The following is a 23,300-nucleotide window of genomic DNA, read 5'->3' as shown; positions in this document are numbered from 1 at the left end:
ATCTCTAAGAAAGTTAATTACTTGGCTATTAATTCATTTTTATCTAGGTGAACATCTACTTGAGGGAATGGAATAGTAATACCACCTTCATCGAGTGCAATTTTTCCTTTTTCATAAATATCAAAATAAACTTCCCAATAGTCTTGAGGCTTTGCATGAGGACGCACCGCTAAATTAACCGAACTATCTGCCAACTCGCTAACTCCCACAAAAGGAGCTGGATCTTTAAGCACCTTATCATGACTACTCATTATCTCTAACAAAATATCCTTGGCTTTTTTAATATTCGATTCATAGGATATCCCAAATGTCATATCTACCCTTATTTTACCCTCTGTGGTATAATTGGTAATATCACCATTAGAAATGGCTCCGTTCGGAATAATGATGGTTTTACTCTCGGGAGATAATAAAACGGTGACAAAAATATGAATCTCCTTAACTGAACCCAATAATCCTTGTGCTTGTATTAAGTCACCTACTTTATAGGGTTTAAAAATTAATATCATAACACCACCTGCAAAATTAGCCAATGTGCCTTGAAGCGCTAATCCAATGGCCAAACCTGCGGCACCCAATACCGCAATAAAAGAGGTGGTTTGAATTCCAATCATATCGGCCACGCTTACTAGTAAAAGTACTTTTAGCCCAATGTTTACTAAACTTGATACAAAGCCAACTAAAGACACATCAACCTTTTGATTTATCATTAAATTTTTGGCCACTTTTGTTAAACGATTAATTATCCACAATCCGACAATTAATACTACTAAAGCCAGCAAAACTTTTGGTCCTTTTGTCAATATTACTTCGTAAGCCTTTTCAATTAGATTTTCGTATTTTTCCATAATACATGATTTTATTGTTAAACATACTCTTCAAGTTATGGATTTATTTAATACGCACCAATTTATAAATTCAAGCAGCAAAAAGAGTTTCAAATCTACTTTTGTAGTCATTAAGCAAATGCTGAATACTGGGGAATAATGACCCTAAAAAAACTAAGGGAAGCAATGCTCCCATTGTTTTTTATGATCCTTTATTATTTCACTAATTCTACTTCACCTAGTCTCCATTTTTTATCTATCCACTTTCGTTATGGCCCATAAATTACACACAAAATTGTACTAATTTGAACGATGAAAAAATGTTTTGTTTTACTAGTTTTGTATCTATATTAAACATTCCTCTTGGCATATTTTTCAAAAACCCGATGAGACAGAGTAATCTTACTTTTTCAATTATTCCCGGTTTGTATTCTCGAATAAGCCATTTTTGCCATTATTACCTAAGAATAGCTTGCAACAAAAGGATTTGCTGAGAAAGTGAAAAACTAGAACTATTAAATTGAGCAGGTTCGTAGGTAATTTACTTCTGTGCGTTAGTGATTGTAGTGGATACCCCACAGCGCAGCGAGGAGTATGAACGGAAAGCACGCCCCGAGCAAATTTATGCTTTAGGTATTGTTATAACGAACCCAGGGGAACGCCCTAATCTTAAAAGAGTAAATTCTATACTAAGTTAGTCAGTACAACCTTTTAATACATAGGAGTGTTATGTATAGAGTATTAACCTTCAATTATTAAAATCCATGAGAAATAAAGCAATTGCACTTTTGTTATTGTGTGTTGGCATAGGCTACAATGCTTATGCGCAGAAAATGAAAATGTCCACAACAATACCTGTTGGTATTGAGAATGCGAACACGATTGAATCAGAACATCTTGGTGAATTAAAATTTACGGATGGGGTTCCGCTGCCTGAAACTACTGAAAAAGTTTATGATTATATTGATTTAATAAATGCGGTAGATGCCTATACTAAAGGGATTCATATTGCATCGATGGAGGCTATGAAACGTGGGATTCTTTCGATGGGTAAAGCCAATGAAACTGCATTGATATTTGAGGAGCTGATGGATTCAAAAACTCTGTTTCTAACGGCCAACACTACTTCGGTATACATGACATCGTGGTTAGAGCTTGGCGACGAACCAATGGTGATTGAAACTCCGCCTGATGTATTAGGAATTATTGATGATCATTATTTTAAATATGTTGCCGATTTCGGTCGTTTGGGACCGGATAAAGCTAAGGGGGGTAAGTTTTTAATACTACCTCCAAACTACAAAGGTGAGGTGCCGGATGGTTATTTTGTGAAGCAAGCAAATACCTATGGACACTGGGTTATTTGGAGAGGCTTTCAGAAGGATGGCGACCCAATGCCAGCTGTTAACGCAACCAAAGAGACTTTTAAGATTTATCCACTATCAAAAAAGAACAATCCTCCGGAGATGAATTTTGTAAATGTATCGGGAAAAGAATTCAATACCATTCATAGAATGGATAGCGAGATTTATAACGAAATAAATGCGGTTATTCAGTCGGAACCTAGCTTTGGCGAAAGTTCTGAAATTTTAGGAACGCTTGCTGCTATTGGTATTGTAAAAGGACAAGAGTTTAAGCCTGATGCACGTATGCAAAACATTTTAGACGAAGCGGCTAAAATTGGTAGCGCCATTGTTAGAACACAAATGGCTAAACCACGAAGTGAATACTTATATAAGTTTGAGGGTACGCAATGGCTCAATCCGCTGGCTTATAAAAGTTATTTGTTTGAACATGGTGGAGCCAAATTATTGGATGCCCGAAGTGCTTTTCACTTTTACGCTACGGGAATAACGCCTGCAATGTCGATGAAGATAATTGGAAAGGGCTCGCAATATGCAATTGCCTACTCTGATAAAGAGGGAAATACCTTTGATGGTAGTAAAACCTACAAATTTCATATTCCGGCTAATCCCCCGATGAAAGATTTTTGGTCGTTTACCATATACGATAACCAAACCAGATCGATGTTACAAACAGATCAGCAGTTCCCTGGTATTGATAACAACAAAAAAGGTTTGAAACAAAACAAAGATGGATCGTGGGATATTTTTATTGGTCCTAAGGCTCCGAAAGGAATGAAAAATAATTGGATACAAACAAACCCTAACAAGGGTTGGAATACGATATTCAGACTTTACGGTCCGCTAGAAGCATGGTTTGATGGCGAATGGTATCCGTCGGATGCTGAACTAGTAGAATAATTCAGATTGGATTTTCGCACCTGCTTAATAATGCATTACAAAGCCTCGATAGTTTGCTATCGGGGCTTTGTTGTACAAGGGAGTGTTCTGAAGGGTGGGTCTACTTATCAATCAAATCCTGAATCTCATTGAAATGCAGCTCAATATGTCCTAAGTATCCCTCAATCATTTGACGAAGCGTTACAGTAAAATCCTCAAAGCTTTGCCACGAACTATTCAGTTTTGTTTGATCTACGGATTTTATCACCTGAATAATGTGCAAATTATAATACTTCCACATCTGAATTGTTGTGTTCCAATCTGCATTTTGATAATCTTGTATGGCAATCCATAAGTCATTATCCTGCTGATAATCTGGAAATTCTAGTTTATCGATATACTGTAAACGAACCATGCGCTGATGATTGTTTGAAGCAGAATCAATCAGATGTCCAAGAATCTGTTTGATAGTTCTGTTTTGTGTATTTCTCTTATTTGAAATCGTATCAACTGGTAAATCAATTAATTTTTGTTCCCAAGTATCAATATACTGTAGAATGCCATTTGTAACATTTGAAAAATTCATTTCTATAATTGTTTGTTAAGGTTAAAATATCAAGAGCAGCGATAAGTTACTATCTACAATAATGATTGTAATATCATTTTTATTGATCAGCTTCAGCCGTTTTAATTATCCGCCTTAATTCACTTTCATTCCGCGTGCCTAATAAATCATGACTAAAAGCCGTGGCGGAAATGATTTGGCAGTCATTGAACTTCAAATCGAATCCGCCCAGCAAATTCTATAATGCATTGTAACTGCAACACTTTTCTATCTCCTTCTTACTTTTCCCTTACCTTTTGGTACAGATGCTGGTTTTGCACTCGGTTTACTCGCGGGCATTGAAGTTGGCACAGCATTAGACTTATTGGTTGGTACCTTAGTCTTGTTCTCCTTTACATTACTCTTCTGAATATTTTCTTTAGTGTTGGGGGTAGATATTTGGTTGTTTACCTTATTATTGTTCTCAACATTTGAAGGTGCCTTTTTAGATACATCATTTCGATTATAATTCCCTTCCTTCTTATTATTATTAACCGTATTGGATGTCTTTCTGGTTTTGCTATAATTATTGTAGGTATTGTTATTATTAATCACCACTGTATTACCTCCGCGGTGTCCTCCATAGTAATGGTTTCGGTGATGACGATTTCTACCAAAGTAAATATTGATAGAAATTACTGGGTATGGATGATAATATGGCGGATAGTACCCATAGTAATAAGGACAATAATATGGGCTATACATTGGAGAATATACGTAATGTATAATAGGTTCTGATTCAACAACCACAACGGTAGCTGGTTCACTTTTTACCACAACAGTGTCAGGCCCTGAGTAGGCCGGATTAGCAGTAATTGCAGGAGCTTCTAGCTTAGGTTCTATAATATAATCCTTGCCATAGAGTTCCTCATCGCCCACCATTTGAATAGACACCTTTTCTTCTTTGTCTTTTGAAACCAAAATTACGGCAACATCCTGTACTTCTTCCTCAAGAATATCCACCTGAAGTACAAATACAAAATCATCTCCTTCTTGTTGTGTAACTACTTTTATAAAGTCCACATTTCCATCCAGATTTAAATCCAAATTATTAATTCCTGTTTTTTCTTCGTTTAACGATGCTTCAAACTCCTCAATAGTTTTAGATTCTTGAAATAAGTCGAGCGTGGCATAGAGGTCTAGGTTATCTCCTGGCAATCCCAATAGTTCGGCATTGTCGTCTGTTTCGGCCTTGCCATGTACATTCAAGTTTACGATTACAATAAAAATTGATAGTAGCAATAGTGTTAATTTCGATCTCATGTTTAAGTTTATTTTAATGTTTAGATATATTAGGGTGTTAGCGAACATTGAAGGTTGCGGTCTTATGCTATATGCTGACTGACGAACTTACGGTTGGCTAATATTTTTTATCCTTTTGTAACTTAGTTCTACTTATTTCTCAATTAAACTTTGAATGCAATTGGCAACGCCATACAGCATGTATCTCCTTCAGATTAAGTGTAATTTACGGAACTCGCGAACGAATATAGAACAAAGTTTCGGAAGCTTCAAGCAGGCTGCATTAAAAAAGTTTTATCCAATTATTCGCATTCTCACATCAACTCACTGTGCTGCGCATAAGCAGCTATCAAGTGTTAACTATCCAATAACTTTGTTCTGATAATTTTTCTGATACTTCCCCCAGATAATCAACACCAAACTACTACAGGTTTAAGCCATCCTCTAAGTGGATGATACCAAGCTACTGGAAGTTTTTAGCGTCCCCTAATATATTCAACTGCTCCCCTAGCGTATTCATATCGTCAGCGAGAGTTATATGCAGTCCCCCAGGCAAATGACAACAAACTACTAAAGGTTTGGGTCGCCCCCGAAAACAATTACGCAAAGCTACTAGAAGATTATTCTGCCACCTAGCTTATTGAGCTGCTCCCCTAGAGTTTTTCATCGTCCCCTAGGGTTTTGTGCAGTCCCCTAGCGGGATACAGCGGTTTTTTAGTTGACTAAATCCTTCTCTAGAATAGCCTTCAATACTTTATAATCGGTTTTGCCTGTTCCTAACACAGGTATTTCGTCAATGGCAATTAGCTCTTTGAGTTTAGCAATGGGCGCTACTCCATTTTGTAGCAGATAGGCATTGGCTTCGTTTAAATCGATATCATTTTTTGCGAACAAGGCAATGCGGGCCGGTTTAACTTTGTCGCTTCCTTCAACGGCTAAAACTTGTGCATCGCTGCTACCGTATTTCTGTAATAATATTTTCTCAATAAAAGGCAGACTAATCATTTCGCCAGCAATTTTTATAAATCGCTTTAACCTTCCGGTGATAAACAAATAACCCTCCTCATCTATATAACCTAAATCGCCCGTTTTATAATAGCGCTCGCCATTTATTTCTTCAAAGGGCTTTAGTTCGGGCTGATTTAAATAGCCATCAAATACATTGGGGCCCTTGGCATAAATCATTCCTGCCTCGTTTGCTTTTAGTGGCTCATGCGTTTCTACATCAAGCACCAATCCGGTAACATCGGGCAAAAATTTGCCCACACTATTCAGTTTTTGTTTACTCTGCGGATTAATAGTTAGCACTGGCGCACACTCGGTAATTCCATAACCTTCGAGTATAATACCATTTTGTGTGAGGGCTTCAAACTGAAGTTTTAAACTTTCGGGCATGGCCTCGGCTCCCGACACGGCATATTGTACCGATTTAAATTCGTATGCCGATCCTTCGGATAATAATAGTTTTAAAAAGCTTGGCGTGCCCACCAATATATTGGCTTTAACATGCTTCATTATTCGCAATACCTCCCTTGAGTCTGTTGGGTTAGGCGTATAAGCCACTTTAGCTCCTGTTAAGAGGGGTAAAATACTCAATACTGAGAATCCGAAACTATGAAATGGCGGTAAAAACGACAGGAAACTTTGATTGTTATCGAGGTTTATAATTTTAAACACACTGGCCAAATCACTTACAATATTACGGTGCGTTAAGGGAACTGCTTTGGGTAAGGCATCGCTACCCGAAGTAAATAAAATAACCGCTTCATCGGGTATGCGCTTTGCCGATATAAATACCCCAGGAAAGGTAGCCTTTAAGGCTCCTTTTAATTTAGTGATCGTACTTAATTCGGGTACTTTTTTCTCAAGCAGGATAATCTTCTCCTTTAAATCATCAGGCAACTGCTCTTCTATTTTGCTAATAAAAGCACCTGCCGATAATATGGTTTTTACACCTGCCGTATCAATACAATGTTGTAGTATTTTTTTGCCCACCGTCCAGTTAAGCATTACCGGAATTTTACCGGCCAAATAACAAGCAGCAATAAGCATTGTGGTACTTTGCAAAGCAGGTAGCATTATGCCCACATGCTGCTCTTTTACTTCCTTTTTTAGTAATTCAGATACCACACAGGTCTTTAAAAAGAAGGTCTTTTTATCTGTTGAACCCAACATGGCATCGTAACAAAACGGATCTTTTTTATGGGTGGTAAACGATTTGATGAACTGTTGTAATATATTCTGATCTTCATTAATTGCCAATCTCTTTACCTCACTTACATTGTGGTACAATTTGGTGGGCTTTAAATCCGTATCGGTTTTAAACTGTCCCATGGCCACCAAGCATAAATCGCTTACCGTTTTTACCTCAATAATTTGAGGAGGTGAAAAACTCTCAAACTCATTTTCAATGGCATCAATAATTTCCACAATATTTAAGGAATCGGCCCCTAAATCTATTTGAAGAAAGTCACTCTTCTTAATCTCAGTAAGCCCTTCTAATATCTGATGTAATATGTGCTGTACTTTTTTAAATACTTCGTCGGGTATATCGTGCTTACCGCTTACCATCTCTTGCTTGGCAAACTTTACCGAGCCTACAATAGTATCGGGCAATTGTTTTTTAAGCTTAGGAGCCAAGCAATGATACTTCACATACTTTACCTGCTCTTCGCCATTTTGGTTATAAACGCTTTCTAGGTATTCATTAAAAGCTTTTTTATCTAATTTACTCTTTGCCTTAGCCTCTTTTGTAACATCAATAATCTCAATACTGACTTTACGCCTTGGTAAAAAGAACAACAAACTAGCCAATAGCAGGCCCAAGCACTTTAATAGCATACTACCAAAATTAGGCGATTTACCTGTCCATGCCTTCGACCAACGACTACCCCATAAACCAGATATGCGAACCGCTAATACTTGTGCATCATCGGGCATGTTGCCAATTACTTTAAAAGCACTTTGTTTATTTAAAATACGCTCGTACCCTTGTCCGGCTAACTGTCCGGCAGGATAAAGAACCACATTATTATTTAAATCTAAACTCTTATTGATGCCATCGGTAATTTGATCGAGCACCTTTGTATTTCTGCTGCCCGATTCTAAATCGCTCACTCGCACCGCTCCCCAAGTTTTAAATATTGATTTTACCACCGGCATATCGTAATACGACGAGGTAACCACCGGCACTGCCGAGGTATATTTGTACAAATTGGCAAACAAAATAACGGGGTCCATTATAGCCTGATGATTGGGCAATATAACCCTTGCTATTCTCCCTTTTAGTAAGGATGCATTTTTAATGCTTACTCGGTAACGCGCACTGAGAATAAAACGAACCAATACAGAAAATAACTGAGCAAACTTTATAACTATAGGATGATGTTGTTTCATAACCAATATTAAAATTTACAATTGTTTTGATTTCATGGCGCCTGGTATTCTTATCCAAGCTGCCAGTGTTGCTATTAAGGTTATTATGGCCACTGCGGCAAAAACCCCTATTGAACTTGCTGCGGTTTCTACCACGCCAAAAATACCTGCCGATAACAAAATAAATGTGAATAGCATTAGGTTATTATAGGCCAATATTAAGCCTAGCATTCGTCCTTTTACCCTATCCTGTATAAAGGCATTTAGCGGAATTTTAAAAACTCCGGCAAAAAAAGCCGTGAGTATAATTAGTATGGTAAAAAGTGTGGTAGAAGGATTCAATACAAATATTAGGGATACGCAAATGAGCATACCCAAGCCTCCAATGGGAACCAAGTACATCTTGATGCCTTTGTTCATAATCACGCCAGTGAGATAACACCCTAAACCTATTCCAATTGCTACCGAAGCCATTATAGAACTTGTTGCGGTATCTGATAACTCTAATACATTACGACAATGCACTGTAATATTCATTTGCAACAATGAACCTATGGCCCAAAATGTAGCCAAGGACATGATTACCACATTTAAACCTTTTACCTGCTTGCTCCATTTGTATGAACGCACCAGAAATATTATCGGATTTAACGAAGTATCGTCTTCCTCTTCTGGAGTGCTCTCTTGAGGATGAATTTTTAAACTCAACAACCATCCTATTACAGCAAAGCCAATTAAAGCACTGCAAACTATTGGTAATTGATAAGTACCCAAACTTTCGCTCTTGCTAATATCTGAAGAAACACCGGCTACATATGTTCCAATTAAAACACCCATAAAAGTGAGCATTTCCATGGCGCCCGTTCCGTACGATATTCCTTCTTTACCCCCAATATCGCGTATGATACCGTACTTTGCAGGTGAAAATAAGGCACTTTGCAGTCCCATTAAAAATATGGCAAACATGGTTACGATAATGCTTTCGAATATAAAACCCGCCGAGGCAATTACCATAATAGGAATTTCAGCCAGCTTGGCACGTTGTATTATTTTGGCTTTAGAATAATCGCGCGCCAGCTTACCCGCAATGGGCGAAAACAATATATACGGAATTACAAATAGTGCCGAGGCCAACATAATAACAATCGACTCACTATCTTTCATTATCCATGTGGTACTGATGAAAAACACCAAGTACTTGAGATAATTATCGTTTAGAACTCCTAAAAAATTGGTAATAAATAAAGGGAGCCAAAATGTTTTTCTTGTTTTCATAACCTTCTATTTTATACACTCCCCAATAACTTTTTTAATGGGGAGCTTTGCAAATATATGTGATTTATGGGGTTGACATAACGAATCCTACTTTTTGTTTATTCTATTACATCACCGTCAGCATCCTCAGTGTTAACTGCAATATTGCGCGATTGTTTATTGAACCATTGATTATTGATATAGGCAATACCCAAAGTAAGCACTCCTATTAACATTAAAAATAGCATCTTACTAATATTAGCTTCGCCAGATAAATCCCAGAAAAACACTTTTACCGAGGTTGCTATAATTACAATGGATCCCATTATTCTGTAAGCAATTTCTTTAATATAAGATCCCCAAAGAAAAATAAACAGTGCATAAACAATGTAGGTACACGATAATACAATAGATTTACTTAGCGATGCAATATCGTAGGCCAACCATAAATTATTAATCTGAACCGCAAACAATCCGCCCACAATTACATTAGAAATAATAGCCAAAATCACGCTCAAGCTTTTATCCTTAGCTTGCTCCTTTTTGCTGATGTAAAATCCAAAAGCTGCTAACAACATCCACGTAAGTGCACCTGCATTTAAAAACGGTAGGTATTTAATGCCGAATAATTCTATCCATTGCACATCCCATGCATTGCTAACCCAATACGCAATTAATAAAAACCAAGCTCCGTAACTTACCTTTACTAAAGACTTAGTTTTGGTATAAATGGCCACAGTATAAGTAGCTACAGTAATTAATAACCAAAGTAGTGTGGCTATTACATATTCTAATCCCTGAAAACCAAAGGGCTTTATGTTTGAGGCAGACATGGCAAATAGTATTAAACAAAAACCCACGTATAAAGCCGATGGAAATATTCGTTTTTCAGTTAAATAAAATATAACAGCAGCAACCAATAAAAATGTGAAACCCACAACCATTAAAGGCACAGTGAACGAAATACTAAAACTATCTAAAATATAAATGGACCAGAATATAAATAACATGGCGTTAATTAGGCTTAGATATAAATTCCAACCACTAAAACAATCCTTTTCGCGGTACGATGCATAAATAGAACCCACCATATAACTCACAAATAAAGTTGCCGCGTAAAAAAATGGACGCATCCAAAAATCAGGATCAAAACAGATGTAATAACTGGTATAAATGGCTACCGTTAATACAAATGACATGGCGCGTAACTCGGGCCACTTTTTTGAGATACTCATATAAAGCGCACCTACATTTAAAATAAACACATAAGCAAACAACAATAAATCGTTATTGGCTTGAGCCTTCATAAATATTGGCGATAACAAGCCGCCCATCATACTTATAAACATTAAGCCTCTTAAGTTATAGTAGTAGCTTACATATGTGGTTGATACGGTTAATGCCAATATTGAAATAAAGGTAATATTGTAAGGCCAGTGAATGCCATCGGCAAAAGCCACATAGGAGAAGGTGGCATAAATAGCGCTCATACCTGTACCCGATAAAATCTGACTTAGGTATAAGTTCTTTTTATGATAAAAGTGATAGCCAAAAAACAAGAGTGTTGTTCCCATTGCAAAGCCTGCTAAAATTCTAATTTCTGGTGGAAACCATCCATTATCGAAGGCCATTTTTAAGAAATAAGCAAAAGATGAGAATAAGAATAAAATTCCCAATGCTGTAATCCAGTGTTTCTTAATTAACTCGTTCATAATATTAAAATTTCGGTTTTGAATGTTTATTATTTCGATACAAACATACACTGTAATCAAGGCTAAGCACAAACCAACTTTACCGAATAACAGACTTTTAAAACAAACCCCAATAACCTAAATTATTATACTATATTTGGGATATACATATATCAAAACAGACTTTTAAAAACACACAAATGGATGCATTAACTTCAATAATTAAAGCTTTTAGCAAATCCGATGTTATTGAATTTAGTTCATTTATCAATAGGCAAAAGCGCAAAGAAAACCGGAAGGATCTGGAGTTATTTCTCCTGCTTCATAAGAATACAGCACTACAGCAAAACGAAATTGTACCGCTCTTATACGAAACCAAAAATGTTGTAGCCTACCATGCACTCAGAAAGAAATTGCTCAAACACTTGAGTGATTTCATCCTGTTTAAACAGTTACGCGAAGATGATACTGCAGAAACTCAAGTTACAGCATACATTAGTTTAACACGATATTTAAAAGAACATAGCATCTACAACTTGGCCTGGAAATACCTTAAAAAAGCCGAGCAAATGGCTGTTTCTTCTGAGTTATTCTCCTTAGCCAATCAAATCATGCGTTTGTTTTTAGAGATTCCTTTGCATGAAGTTAAGCAAGACATTACGCCTATTTTAGAGCGTAAAGAGAAATACTTAAACCTGGCCATTGAGGACGACAAGATTGATACGGCTTATAAGATTATTCAATACTACCTCCGTAAATCAAAATCATCGGTGCACACACCCGATATGCAAAGTATTATCGACGATACTTTAAATCAATATAATTTAAATGAGGCCCTGGCTCAACGTCCGTCTGTGGTATATCGCTTGCTTTCTATCACACGCAGTGCAGCTACCTCAAGCAAGGATTACTACAGTTTTGAACCCATATTGCTAAAATATTATTCTAAAATTATTGTTTCAGACAAACCTACTGAGCGAGATAAGATATACTTGGCGCGCATACAATATATGATTGCACACACCTTGTTTAGAAACAAACAGTTTAAACAAGCCACAGAATATGTGGATATACTAAAGGAGCAAATGCAATTGCTGGTAAAAACGGAATACACAAAGCTTTTACCAAAAGTTACGCAATTGCAATGCGCGCTTTTATTCTTCACAGGTAAAATAGATGATGCAATTGATACTATTAGCCTTACCAGCGATATTAAATTCCAACCAAATGAAACGCTAAACCTTAAGCTGAACAAAGCCATATACCTCTTATTTAAAAAGAACTTTAAAGAAGCCATCAAAGTACTGTCGTCAATAGCACATAGCAATGCTTGGTGTGCCAAAATTGCCGGTATTGAATGGGTAATTAAGAAGGATATTCTGGATATTTTCATTCAGTTTGAACTGGGTAACTTCGACATAGCTTCCAATAGAATTAGGGCACTTCTAAGACGCAAAGAGTGGTTTGGTAATCTCCCGCAACTCGATAGAGTGAAAGTGTTTTTACAGCTACTTAGTAAAGTTGTTGAAGAGCCTGACATTGCTGAAACAAGTGCTTTTTATGATACAGTGGAAAACAGTTTTAACTGGATTCCCATTGAGCAAGAAGATTTACATGCATCGGTATACTATGCTTGGCTAAAGGCAAAAATTATGAATGATGATGCTTATGAGGTTTTGCTTCATTTAATATCAATTGAAGATGAGTAAACTTTTGACCACTTACTGCATTTAATTATAATTGGGTAAACATTATGATTATCAAAGAAAAAAGACTCTAATTAAAGCATGCCCCAAAAATATTGCTTAAATTGAAGTATGATCTATAATTTCTTAACCCATTAAAATATGAAAGCTATAGCTGATATTCACTGCCATCCTACCCTACATCAATTTACTTTTTATAATGTTGGTAAGAAACGCAAAGACGATTTATGGTGGGATAATCCGCCAAAAGATATACAACGCAACAGTGAGTTCCCTGAGTTTTTTCAGTGCAATATGCCCGCTTTGGTAAAAGGCAATGTTAAATTGGTGGTGGCAGTTCTATATCCAATTGAACAAAAATGGTTCAATCCAGCATTAATTGGAACAGGCTCCTTAACAGATATATTGGCCAAACAGTTTGTTGTAGATTTACCTACCAGCTATATTAATGTAGTTCAAAATTCCAGATTTAATTATTTCGAATATCTAGAAAAAGAATTCGAATTCCTTGAGAAAAACCAAGGCATTGAAAAAGAAACATTACCCGGATGGAAGTATGTGTTACCAAACACTGCCTATGAAGTAGAAAAAGCCTTGAGCGATGACAAAACAATTGTAATGATTCCAAGTGTTGAAGGAGCACATTCCTTAATATCTGGTAATAATCATCAGATATTAAATGGAGCCATAAATATGACCGAGGTTATTGCCAATGTTGAGAAACTAAAAAGTTGGTCGGCACATCCGCTGTACATTACATTTGCGCATCACTTCTATAATGGATTCTGTGGGCATTGCAAGAGTATTCCGGGTATTGCTGCTAAAGTATTATCGCAACAAGTGGGTTTAAATGTGCCAATAAACGATATGGGAATGCAATTGATTGATGCATTATTGGGTATCAATAATTATGCACACCACACAAAACGTATTTTAATAGATACCAAACATATGAGTATTGCTTCACGCTTGCAATATCACGAAAAAATAAGACGCTATAACGAAAGTAATGAAGATACCATTCCTATTATTGCCAGTCATATGGGTTATGGTAACCATAAAACCATGAGTGATTCTATCATTATTCCGGATAATGTTTCAAATAAATATGATAACTCAAGTAATTTTAACCCATGGAGCATCAATTTATCTGATCAGGAGATTGTTGAAATATACCAATCAAAAGGGATTATAGGACTCAACTTAGATCAAAGAGTACTATCTGGTAACGATAGAATAGAAGAGGAAAAAGAGCTATTCAGCAATAGAGATATTAAAAAGAACACCGAGGAAGTAAAGCAATTCTGGACAGAACGTGTAGCCGATAATATTTTAGGAATAATTGGAGCCATTGTTGATTCAGACCTTCTTAGTGAAGATGAAAAAAACAATGCATGGACAGTATTAAGCTTAGGAACCGATTTTGATGGTATGATTAACCCTGTAGATAGTTTTATTACAAGCGATGAGTTCCCTAGTTTAAGAGAATGCCTGATTAAATACATGCCCCAAATGAGAAAATTTAAAAGGCTTTCTATGGGAAAACCGGTTGAAGAATTGGTCGATCTGATTTTATCGGACAACGCATATAATTTTATAATAAAAAACTATTAAAACGTAATTACACTATATCAGGCTGTTATTATTCAATCAACAGCCTGATTATGTGATATCCGAATTGACAAACAATCTTTATTATTCATTTTTAACACGTTAACTCAAAGTGAGATGGGGTAATAAAATTCTAATTGTCGGGTAATAACAATCTTTACTCAAGAAAAACCACAACCTACTAGTATACAGCAAAGTAACACATCCACAACATAATAGGCTCCATTTAGATTTTTAAGCGGAATTTCCCCCTTATTTCAATAATAATCCTTCTACTTAAGCTCATTTATCCGAGCTTACCTTTATCAGAAATAATTACAAACTAAAAATTATTAATCTGACAATCATGACAAATTCATCATTACAATCGAAACCCCATTTAACCGTTTTAGATGGTTTACGTGGAATAGCAGCCCTCGTGGTACTATTCTTTCATTATACCGAAGCCATATATGGCGAAGATTATGAAACCAATTTTATTGGCCATGGCTTCATGGCAGTTGACTTCTTTTTTATACTATCAGGTTTTGTTGTGGCGTATGCTTACGACCATAGAATGAAACAAATTGGAATGAAACGGTTTTTCATTAACCGATTAATAAGGCTCCACCCAATGGTTATAATTGGTACACTGGTAGGTCTGGCTTTTTATTTATTAAATCCATATCACAATACATTATTAGAAGCAGGGGCAGGTAATATAACTATTGCCACAATTGGTGGAGTGTTAATGTTACCCTCAGTTGATTTACCTTATTGTTGGGGTTCAATATTTCCGTTTAATTCGCCGCAATGGTCACTTTTATCTGAATACTTTATTAGTATAATATATGCAATATTTTTATGCCGAATTGGAAAGAAATCTTTAGCCTTTGTTGGAGTTGCTTGCATTGCGTGGTTCAGCTACACAGCCTATCAGGCAGGATGGATAAACTTAGGTTGGGATTTTAAAACCATGTGGGGTGGCTTCCCTAGAGTTTGCATGACCTTTATTAGTGGTATGCTAATATTTCGTTTTAATATGATAATTAAGCACAAATTCTCAATTTGGTTACCACTATTAATTATGATTATTGCATTTACCTTTCCGCATAAGGACAATGATTGGATTACTGAAATAATATTAATAGGTGCTGTTCTTCCATTAGTTGTAAGTATAGGTGCTGGGTGCGAACTAAAAGCTAATACCAAATTAGCAACTGTTTGCAATTTCCTAGGGCGCTTATCATACCCCCTATACACCACTCATATTTCATTTATGTTTTTGTATAGCGAATACATTTCACAAAACACATTCTCAATAATTCAGAAATTTTCTATTGCCTTTGTGTTAATGTTAGTAAGCGTTTTATTTGCCTATTGTATCATGAAGTGGATTGACGAACCTGTTCGTTCATATCTGAGAGGAAGAAACTAATAAATATAAAAATACAATTAGTAATTAAAATTTATAGATAATATACCTGGGTTTGATAAAATTAAAACCCTCACAGATATGAGGCCATAATTGATATCGAACGCAGGTTATTAGTGTAAATGCAGAATTCCTCAGAATTTAAAAACGTTGGCCCAACATAAATGATAAAATTGGACGGCATTTATCATTACAAGCCGGATAAAATTCTTTATGCTTTCTATCCTCCGATTTGGTTGACTTCCCCCACCAAAATTCTGCAATTGCCAAAGGTTTCATCTCATGTTCAAATGCGTATTGCAACAATTTTGGAGCTGCGCACTCTCCCGCCCCAGCAGCAGGGTTTCTACCGTCATATTCAGTAAAAATATCACACAGATTTTTCACTGTCCCTTCCCTATTTTGAAACTTATAGTTGTCAAATAACTGCTTCTGTAAACTTACGGAATTCTGCCTACGTACTTCCTTCAAACGCTTTGCTTCAATTAATGATTCTTTTGACCCTTCCTCTTTTAATGCCTTAATAAGCACGCCTATTTCAGTAATAGCCGTCATCCCTTTATTAATAAAGAAATCATCTGATGACACATCAAATACAGAAGAAACAAATATTTTAGGATGTGGATCATCTTGAATTTTACCTGAAAACGTAGCCAAAAAACCTAGCTCTCCTTGTTTAGATTGAACTACTAAAACACCAAACATTTTACCTTTAACAAGGTTGTTTTTGTGCTCGCTAAAACCAAAGTTATGTTTCCACTTTAATTGATTATTCAACAAATAGTCTTGCAATTGCTTTGCTGCTATCTTGCAAATTTCAGGAGTAATTAATACAAAGGGGTTATTTAATTCTGATGGTATTAATTCATAATCGATCCTACCAGTAAAAGGAATAAAACACTGCTCACCCATAGAGTGCAAATATAAATGAAACTTGATTCTGGAAGAAATGTAGTTTATAGAATTACTTATTAATAATATCTATCCAAACAAAAAGTTCTCTAAAAACAGTTTTACGAACCTCTAAGGCCGAAAGAAATAAATCATGCATTCCACCTTTTATTCCAATTAAAGTAACACTGTTCCCTAAACTTGGCCCAATCCGAATCATATCATTAACATTTAGCACCGTATCTGCCTGCTTTACTTTTTCAGTATAACTTTTCGGTTCAAAAGATTCATTTGAGTGGAGTAATAATACCGGCACCTGGATGTTCGATTTACGCAAAGCATTTTGAGCATTAACAATAGCTCTATACCATTTTAGGTAAGTACTAAATCCACTAATTGGTTTCCAATCTAAATTAAAATCCCATTCGCCATAAAAATCCTTATGCACGCTTTTGGCATAAATAGGCGATAATACACCTTCAATTTTAGCATTCGGTTTAAACAAGGTTATCACCTTTGATGCTTTATACGCTAATTTGGTTTGAAAAGATGGATGCGTCATATCTAAAAATGGAGAATTCAATATGAGTCCTGATATCTTATCTTTTAAGGTACCATTATTCATATAAGAAGCCGTTAACAAACCACCTGTTGAGTGCCCCAAAAGATATACCGAAGCGCTTTGTTTACTGATTAAGTCAATTGCCAAATCCAACTCTTCATAATATTCTTCAATATTCTCGCAATAATTAGGCGTTTGATGTGGTAATAAAGACCTTCCATACTTACGCAAATCTAATGCGTAAAAGTCAAATTCATTCTTATGGAATTCTTCGCAAAGATGGGGATGAAAAAAGTAATCTACATAGCCATGAATATATAATACTGACTTACGCTTACCTACATTAAATTTTGAACTTAAGAGAACAGCAATAACCTCTCCTTCGTTATCTGCCCTTAGTTCAATAATTTCAGATGTAAAATCTTTTTGAAGATCCATAGAATAATTTATTTTAAGCATAAATCCAACTTACAACAAAGTTGTCTATATACCAAATACAGTACTTGATATATATTTTTCTAAAATCATGGATCATAGATACAACCCTGAATACTGCAATTTTTTATTACTTAAAATTAATGGTATAATAATTGATAAAAGAGCATTAAATATTACATACTACAATGATTTTTATTAGAGCTCTATTTCGCTTTTTAGCAATATGTGCAATCACATTATACTATGTTGTTATTGGTATTATCCAATATAAACTTGCCTATGATAAAGACCAAGTAAGGCAGTCTGTCGCTAAAAAATGGAGTCGCGCATGCATTAAAACACTTAATGTAAAAGTAACGGCTTCTATTAAAGGCAGTGGTAAACCCGAAGGTTTAATTATGAGTAACCATCGCAGTTATCTTGATATTTTTATTCTCTTATCCATATATCCGTCATCAATTGTTGCCAAGCATGAGATTGGACAATGGCCTGGTATTAAGCATGCCATTGAGTTAGGAGATATAATATTAGTAAAGCGTGGTCATCTGCATTCAATGGTTCAAACCATGCGTCAGATTAAGGAGCGCCTTGATAATGGCAAAAACGTAATTCTGTTTCCTGAAGGAAAAATTAACGATAGCCATATACCCGGGAAATTTAAAAATGGAAGTTTTCATATAGCTGCCAAACTAAATACACCTATAACTCCTATTGCTCTATGGTACATGGATAAAGCTGATGCTTGGATTGGTGATGAATTGTTTATTAAACACTTTTTTAAACAGATGGGCAAAAAAGAAACCTTAGTAAAACTCTGTGTTATGGAACCTGAAAAAAATAGCGATCCAGAAACACTGAAGGAGAATGTTCATCGTAAAATTTACAATTCAGTACTTGATTTTGACATTGAGCAAGAACAGGCAAAAGGTATTAATAATCAATCTTGCTAAAAGCTTCTGTTGCGGTTTCATAACCTAATTTTATCATTTCTTTAGATTTATGAAACTCAAAAGTACTGCAAATATCTCGCGGTATTTTTATTAATACATCTGGCTTAATAGCTGCAATACTGGTTTTAGAAATTTGTTCTTGCATCATATCAAACATTTGTGTCATTAAGTTTACATAGGATATATCAAGCTTTTCACCATCCTTTCCCCCTCTTATACGCTGATTGAACCAATTCATCATTTCTGTAAGTCTTGGCGATTGAAATAAGCTTGGATTTTCATCCTCTTTTTCAACTAAATCGGTTCTATTGGGAACAAAAGCATTCAAATCTACGGCTACTAGCATATCTCCCTCTCTCCTTTCTACCCTATTAAGAGGAATTGGATTAATTACGCCCCCATCAAATAACCATTGGTCATTACGTTTAAATGGTGCTAAAAATCCAGGCACTGCAACTGAGGCTCTTATGGCATCAGATAGATTGCCTGAGGTAAATACAATTTCTTCTCTATTTAATATATCACTGGCAACAGCAGAAAAAGGAATATCCAGATCTTCAATATTGTACTTATTCAACCACTGCTCCATGTGATTGAAAACTTTATTACCTTTAATAATCCCTTCTGATTTTAACTGAAAATCCATTAACGAAAAAACATCCCCTTTCCCCAATGAGCAAACCCATTTTTTATAATCATCCATATGTCCGGCTACATAAAGTCCACCGATTAACGCACCAATTGAGGTACCCGATATTGAAGTTATATTATAACCCAATTCTATAATCTTTTCTATAACCCCAATATGAGAAATTCCTCGTGCTCCTCCACTTGAAAGAACTAATGCTACATTTTTTGACATTCGATATATTTTGTTTTTTTTACAATATTCTCAATAATAGTTCAATTTTTCAAAAACCATCTACCCATTATACCTTTCTTTATGGTTTTTAACCAAAATTAGAAATATAACCAAGGGAATCGTGCCTTCTATGGTGGTTCTTTTCTTTAAAATCACATATAAAATTTAATTACATTAGATAAGTGTTAAAAATTAAAATCAAAACACACATTTCTGTAAGTTACAATAAACAAAGGCATTAACCACTTACACAACAAGCTTTAAATAGTATTATAACCCAAAAGCACATTAATTAAACTTATGAGAACATTATTAGTTTAAATTGTTAAATATTTGCATTCGTATTTTAACACCTATAAACCAAACACCATTAACCTCTCTTCGTATAAAAACTCTCCTATGCAAAATTACATCGACCTGAGATAAACTATTAATTAATTTTTATAACATAATAAGGAACAAAACTTACATCATTCTCTAGTTTGTGAAAAAAAACACACTACTAACTACAACATACAAACGAGAATGAAACAACTACATGAGATTTTAAAACGCAAGGGATATCTACTTTGGGTTTTATTGCTTGCTGTTTGCATTGAATCGCAAGCTCAATCAAATAATATTGCCGTTACTGGTGTTATTATTTCGCATGAAGATAACTTACCTGTTCCCGGGGTAAGTGTTATGATTAAGGGAACATCTACTGGCACTATTACTGACTTTAACGGTAAGTATAGTATTAAAGCAAATGAAGGTGATATTTTAGTCTTTTCATTTATAGGGCTCCAAACAAGCGAAAAGAAAGTTAAAGATAAAACACTTAATGTATCATTAGCTCCTGAAACTATCGACTTAGGCGAGGTAGTAGCTATTGGATACGGATCTGTTAAAAAGAAAGAGTTAACCGGTTCGGTAGCTCATGTTAAGGGTGAAGATATTCAGAAAATTGTAACCTCTGATTTAGGAACAGCGCTACAAGGGCAAATTGCAGGGGTTAATGTCACTGCAAGTTCTGGTGCTCCAGGAGCATCTTCAAATATTCAAATTAGGGGTATTTCATCCGTTACTGGATCAAATTTACCTTTGTACGTTGTGGATGGTATTCCACAAGACGGCGACCCTAGACTAAGTAATAACGAAATTGAAACTATCGACATACTTAAGGATGCTGCATCGTGTGCTATTTATGGTACTAGAGGTTCTGCAGGAGTTATCCTTATCACCACCAAACAAGGAGAAAGTGGACAGATTAAAATTAAAGCGGATGCTAGTTATGGTATCCAAAAAATTACATCGGGCACTCCATTAATGAATGCGCAAGAACAAACCTACTTTGATATCCTTTTTGAACGAAATGTTAATGGGAATAACGATGATGAAGGAAATATATTAATCAACCGTAATAAATACAATTACGTTAACGATAATAGCCTATCTCCTTTGGTGCACAACGACAATGCTGCTGTTCAAAATTATAACATCAACATTACTGGGGGTAGTAAAGATTTATCGTACAACGTGGTGTTTGGATATTATAACCAGGATGGTATTGTAACTAACTCAGCTTTTGAAAGATATAACGCACGTGCCAATACCATGTATAAAAAAGGTAAATGGCGTGTTAAAGCAGGCGTTGGTTTCACGGTTGAAGAAAATGACAAAGCCGCAGGTAACATCCTTACTCAAAACATAAGAATGATGCCATACCAATATTTACCAAGTGATGGTGGTGATGTTTTTGAAACCGATGGTGTTGCCGGTGGACCTCAAGCAACAGCTTTAAATTCTGCCCTAAGAGCACTTCAAACAGAAGACAACAACACCCGAGATAAACTTTTTGGTAACGTAAGTGCCACCTATCAGGCAAGCAAAGAATTAAGTTTCACCACCAATTTTGGAGCCAATGTACGTAACGACAGAAGACACCGTTTTTCTCCTCAATTTAAAATTGTGAATAACGATGGTGTTCAAATTAATAACCCACTTGATAGTTATGTTGAAATGACTAGTAGTAGAAATACTGCAGTAAGTTGGGATGGTAGTGTTAACTACACAAAAAAGATTAAAGATCATAAATTTACAGCTACAGGAGCCATGAGTTTAGAGGCCTATACTTTTGAAAGTTTCTATGGTGGAAAAAGAGGCGTTGTAGATAATGACATAAAAGTAATTGATGGTGCTATTCTTAACCCTTACATATACTCTAACGGGCGCGATAAGGCGGATAAATTAGTGGGTACTATAGCACGTGCACAGTACGATTATAAAAGCCGCTATTTAATAAGTGCAAGTGTTAGATACGATGGATCATCACGCTTTGCCGAGGAGTACCGATGGGGTATGTTCCCTTCTGTTTCGGCAGCTTGGAATATTTCTGACGAAGCTTTCTGGCAACCACTTGCTGACGTAGCGAACAATTTTAAGTTTAGAGCTAGTTACGGTACTACCGGAAATCAAAATTTTGCTTCGTATAGTTTTTATAACAACATCACACAAGGTATTTTCTATCCTTTCGGAGAATATGGTATGGAGTTATTGGCAAACGGTGCAGCCCAAACCCAATATGCCAACGAATTGGTTAAATGGGAAACTTCAATCCAAGCCAACGTTGGTATAGACTTAGGTTTATTCAAAAACCGTTTAACCTTTTCTGCCGATTATTACGACACACGTAAAAATGATATGTTATTTCCAGTTCAATTACCCTCGTCTGCTGGTGTTGGAACAGGAGCTGAAAGCAGGGTTACTTTAAATGTTGGAGATATGGTAAACCAAGGTTTTGAGTTTGCTGCTGGATGGAGAACTCAAACCGGAAAAGTAAATTGGGGCGTTAGTACAACGTTTACTAAAAACACCAATCAAATTACAAACATGACAGGATCAGGCCCAATATACTCAACCGATAGTGGGCTTATTAGTGGTGATCCTAACTCAAAAATTACAGTACTTGCAGAGGGATATGAAGCAGGGGCTTTTTTCTTACATAGAACCGATGGCGTTATCAGAACTGAAGACGAACTGAGGCAATATCGCCAATTAGTACCTAGTGCACAAATGGGTGACTTAAGATATGTTGACACCAATGGTGATGGAGAAATTACTGCCGATGATCGTGAATATATGGGAAGTGGTCTTCCTGATTTTGAAATTGGCTTCAATACCAATCTTGAATATAAAGGCTTCGATTTTATGATGCAATGGTATGCGTCTGTTGGTAACGACGTAATGAATGGTAGCAAAGCCGCAGCATATAGCTACGGACGCCATGCCGATCAAATTCATACCTGGTCATATGCTAACCCTAACGCTCCTCTACCTGTTTACAGAGGCGATAGTAAAGCACATGATAACTACCGCGGGTATACTGATATGTGGTTAGAGGATGGTTCTTTTTTACGTTTACGTGCCATTACATTTGGCTACACTTTCCCTAAGCCATTGGCCGAAAAAATGGGGATGGGAAAATTTAGAGCTTATGTTACCGCTCAAAATCCATTAACCTTCACTAACTACACAGGTTTCGACCCTGAGGTAGGCGGTAACGGTCTTACTAGTCGTGGACTTGATAAGGGAAATTATCCGGTAGCTGCGCAATATATCATGGGAATTGTTCTTGACTTTTAACGAATC

General features: G+C 35.9%; 15 protein-coding genes. 6 read left to right on the top strand and 9 right to left on the bottom strand.

Annotation, left to right across the window (positions count from 1 at the left end):
• Nucleotides 1-17: 17 nt before the first annotated feature.
• A complete protein-coding gene (locus tag A8B35_RS13310) occupies nt 18-848 on the bottom strand; it encodes a mechanosensitive ion channel family protein (protein ID WP_068473380.1) in 831 nt (276 codons plus the stop codon).
• 743 nt (nt 849-1,591) lie between these two features.
• On the opposite strand from A8B35_RS13310, the gene A8B35_RS13305 reads away from it, so the two are divergent.
• Nucleotides 1,592-3,091, top strand: coding sequence for a DUF1254 domain-containing protein (locus tag A8B35_RS13305; RefSeq protein ID WP_068473377.1), 1,500 nt, complete (start codon nt 1,592-1,594; stop codon nt 3,089-3,091).
• A gap of 100 nt (nt 3,092-3,191) precedes the next feature.
• Here A8B35_RS13305 and A8B35_RS13300 read toward each other — a convergent pair whose 3' ends face one another.
• The 5 genes from A8B35_RS13300 to A8B35_RS13280 form a co-directional block, all read right to left on the bottom strand.
• Entirely contained in the window at nt 3,192-3,656 is a 465-nt protein-coding gene (locus A8B35_RS13300; protein ID WP_068473374.1) for a hypothetical protein, read from the bottom strand.
• A gap of 246 nt (nt 3,657-3,902) precedes the next feature.
• Nucleotides 3,903-4,937 (bottom strand): hypothetical protein, encoded by a 1,035-nt coding sequence (locus A8B35_RS13295; protein WP_068473371.1) that lies wholly within the window; start codon nt 4,935-4,937, stop codon nt 3,903-3,905.
• A gap of 693 nt (nt 4,938-5,630) precedes the next feature.
• Nucleotides 5,631-8,312, bottom strand: a complete 2,682-nt coding sequence (locus tag A8B35_RS13290) for an AMP-binding protein (protein ID WP_068473368.1) — start codon at nt 8,310-8,312, stop codon at nt 5,631-5,633.
• A gap of 15 nt (nt 8,313-8,327) precedes the next feature.
• Nucleotides 8,328-9,566 carry an MFS transporter gene (locus tag A8B35_RS13285; protein ID WP_068473365.1) on the bottom strand — a complete coding sequence of 413 codons (1,239 nt, stop codon included), beginning with the start codon at nt 9,564-9,566 and terminating at the stop codon, nt 8,328-8,330.
• 98 nt (nt 9,567-9,664) lie between these two features.
• Nucleotides 9,665-11,257 (bottom strand): DUF2339 domain-containing protein, encoded by a 1,593-nt coding sequence (locus A8B35_RS13280; protein WP_068473362.1) that lies wholly within the window; start codon nt 11,255-11,257, stop codon nt 9,665-9,667.
• Between the two features lie 179 nt (nt 11,258-11,436).
• On the opposite strand from A8B35_RS13280, the gene A8B35_RS13275 reads away from it, so the two are divergent.
• The 3 genes from A8B35_RS13275 to A8B35_RS13265 all read left to right on the top strand — a co-directional run bounded on the left by A8B35_RS13275 (nt 11,437) and on the right by A8B35_RS13265 (nt 15,970).
• Nucleotides 11,437-12,945, top strand: a complete 1,509-nt coding sequence (locus A8B35_RS13275; RefSeq protein WP_068473359.1) for a hypothetical protein — start codon at nt 11,437-11,439, stop codon at nt 12,943-12,945.
• A gap of 138 nt (nt 12,946-13,083) precedes the next feature.
• Entirely contained in the window at nt 13,084-14,556 is a 1,473-nt protein-coding gene (locus A8B35_RS13270) for a hypothetical protein (RefSeq protein WP_068473356.1), read from the top strand.
• Between the two features lie 343 nt (nt 14,557-14,899).
• Nucleotides 14,900-15,970: an acyltransferase family protein gene (locus A8B35_RS13265; RefSeq protein ID WP_068473355.1), complete on the top strand. Its 1,071-nt coding sequence runs from the start codon at nt 14,900-14,902 to the stop codon at nt 15,968-15,970.
• Nucleotides 15,971-16,108: 138 nt separating this feature from the next.
• Here the strand turns inward: A8B35_RS13265 and A8B35_RS13260 are convergent, their stop codons facing one another.
• Together A8B35_RS13260 and A8B35_RS13255 are read right to left on the bottom strand one after the other, a co-directional pair.
• A complete protein-coding gene (locus tag A8B35_RS13260; protein WP_068473352.1) occupies nt 16,109-16,879 on the bottom strand; it encodes a hypothetical protein in 771 nt (256 codons plus the stop codon).
• Between the two features lie 52 nt (nt 16,880-16,931).
• Nucleotides 16,932-17,858 (bottom strand): alpha/beta hydrolase, encoded by a 927-nt coding sequence (locus A8B35_RS13255; protein ID WP_068473349.1) that lies wholly within the window; start codon nt 17,856-17,858, stop codon nt 16,932-16,934.
• Between the two features lie 185 nt (nt 17,859-18,043).
• Between A8B35_RS13255 and A8B35_RS13250 the strand changes: the two genes are divergently transcribed.
• Nucleotides 18,044-18,808: a lysophospholipid acyltransferase family protein gene (locus A8B35_RS13250; protein WP_068473347.1), complete on the top strand. Its 765-nt coding sequence runs from the start codon at nt 18,044-18,046 to the stop codon at nt 18,806-18,808.
• Here the strand turns inward: A8B35_RS13250 and A8B35_RS13245 are convergent.
• Nucleotides 18,789-19,670, bottom strand: a complete 882-nt coding sequence (locus tag A8B35_RS13245; RefSeq protein WP_068473344.1) for a patatin-like phospholipase family protein — start codon at nt 19,668-19,670, stop codon at nt 18,789-18,791. The two genes, A8B35_RS13250 and A8B35_RS13245, sit on opposite strands and share 20 nt — an antisense overlap.
• Before the next feature lie 525 nt (nt 19,671-20,195).
• Between A8B35_RS13245 and A8B35_RS13240 the strand changes: the two genes are divergently transcribed.
• Nucleotides 20,196-23,294, top strand: a complete 3,099-nt coding sequence (locus tag A8B35_RS13240; protein WP_068473341.1) for a SusC/RagA family TonB-linked outer membrane protein — start codon at nt 20,196-20,198, stop codon at nt 23,292-23,294.
• Nucleotides 23,295-23,300 lie beyond the last annotated feature (6 nt).

The sequence above is a fragment of the Saccharicrinis aurantiacus genome (genome assembly GCF_001660705.2).
Taxonomy (GTDB): Bacteria; Bacteroidota; Bacteroidia; order Bacteroidales; family Marinilabiliaceae; genus Saccharicrinis; species Saccharicrinis aurantiacus.
This window is presented reverse-complemented; position numbering and strand designations above follow the sequence as displayed.

Coding starts and splice junctions, on each gene's coding strand:
- A8B35_RS13310 (WP_068473380.1), bottom strand. CDS start 848: ATGGAAAAATACGAAAATCTAATTGAAAAGGCTTACGAAGTAATATTG.
- A8B35_RS13305 (WP_068473377.1), top strand. CDS start 1,592: ATGAGAAATAAAGCAATTGCACTTTTGTTATTGTGTGTTGGCATAGGC.
- A8B35_RS13300 (WP_068473374.1), bottom strand. CDS start 3,656: ATGAATTTTTCAAATGTTACAAATGGCATTCTACAGTATATTGATACT.
- A8B35_RS13295 (WP_068473371.1), bottom strand. CDS start 4,937: ATGAGATCGAAATTAACACTATTGCTACTATCAATTTTTATTGTAATC.
- A8B35_RS13290 (WP_068473368.1), bottom strand. CDS start 8,312: ATGAAACAACATCATCCTATAGTTATAAAGTTTGCTCAGTTATTTTCT.
- A8B35_RS13285 (WP_068473365.1), bottom strand. CDS start 9,566: ATGAAAACAAGAAAAACATTTTGGCTCCCTTTATTTATTACCAATTTT.
- A8B35_RS13280 (WP_068473362.1), bottom strand. CDS start 11,257: ATGAACGAGTTAATTAAGAAACACTGGATTACAGCATTGGGAATTTTA.
- A8B35_RS13275 (WP_068473359.1), top strand. CDS start 11,437: ATGGATGCATTAACTTCAATAATTAAAGCTTTTAGCAAATCCGATGTT.
- A8B35_RS13270 (WP_068473356.1), top strand. CDS start 13,084: ATGAAAGCTATAGCTGATATTCACTGCCATCCTACCCTACATCAATTT.
- A8B35_RS13265 (WP_068473355.1), top strand. CDS start 14,900: ATGACAAATTCATCATTACAATCGAAACCCCATTTAACCGTTTTAGAT.
- A8B35_RS13260 (WP_068473352.1), bottom strand. CDS start 16,879: ATGGGTGAGCAGTGTTTTATTCCTTTTACTGGTAGGATCGATTATGAA.
- A8B35_RS13255 (WP_068473349.1), bottom strand. CDS start 17,858: ATGGATCTTCAAAAAGATTTTACATCTGAAATTATTGAACTAAGGGCA.
- A8B35_RS13250 (WP_068473347.1), top strand. CDS start 18,044: ATGATTTTTATTAGAGCTCTATTTCGCTTTTTAGCAATATGTGCAATC.
- A8B35_RS13245 (WP_068473344.1), bottom strand. CDS start 19,670: ATGTCAAAAAATGTAGCATTAGTTCTTTCAAGTGGAGGAGCACGAGGA.
- A8B35_RS13240 (WP_068473341.1), top strand. CDS start 20,196: ATGAAACAACTACATGAGATTTTAAAACGCAAGGGATATCTACTTTGG.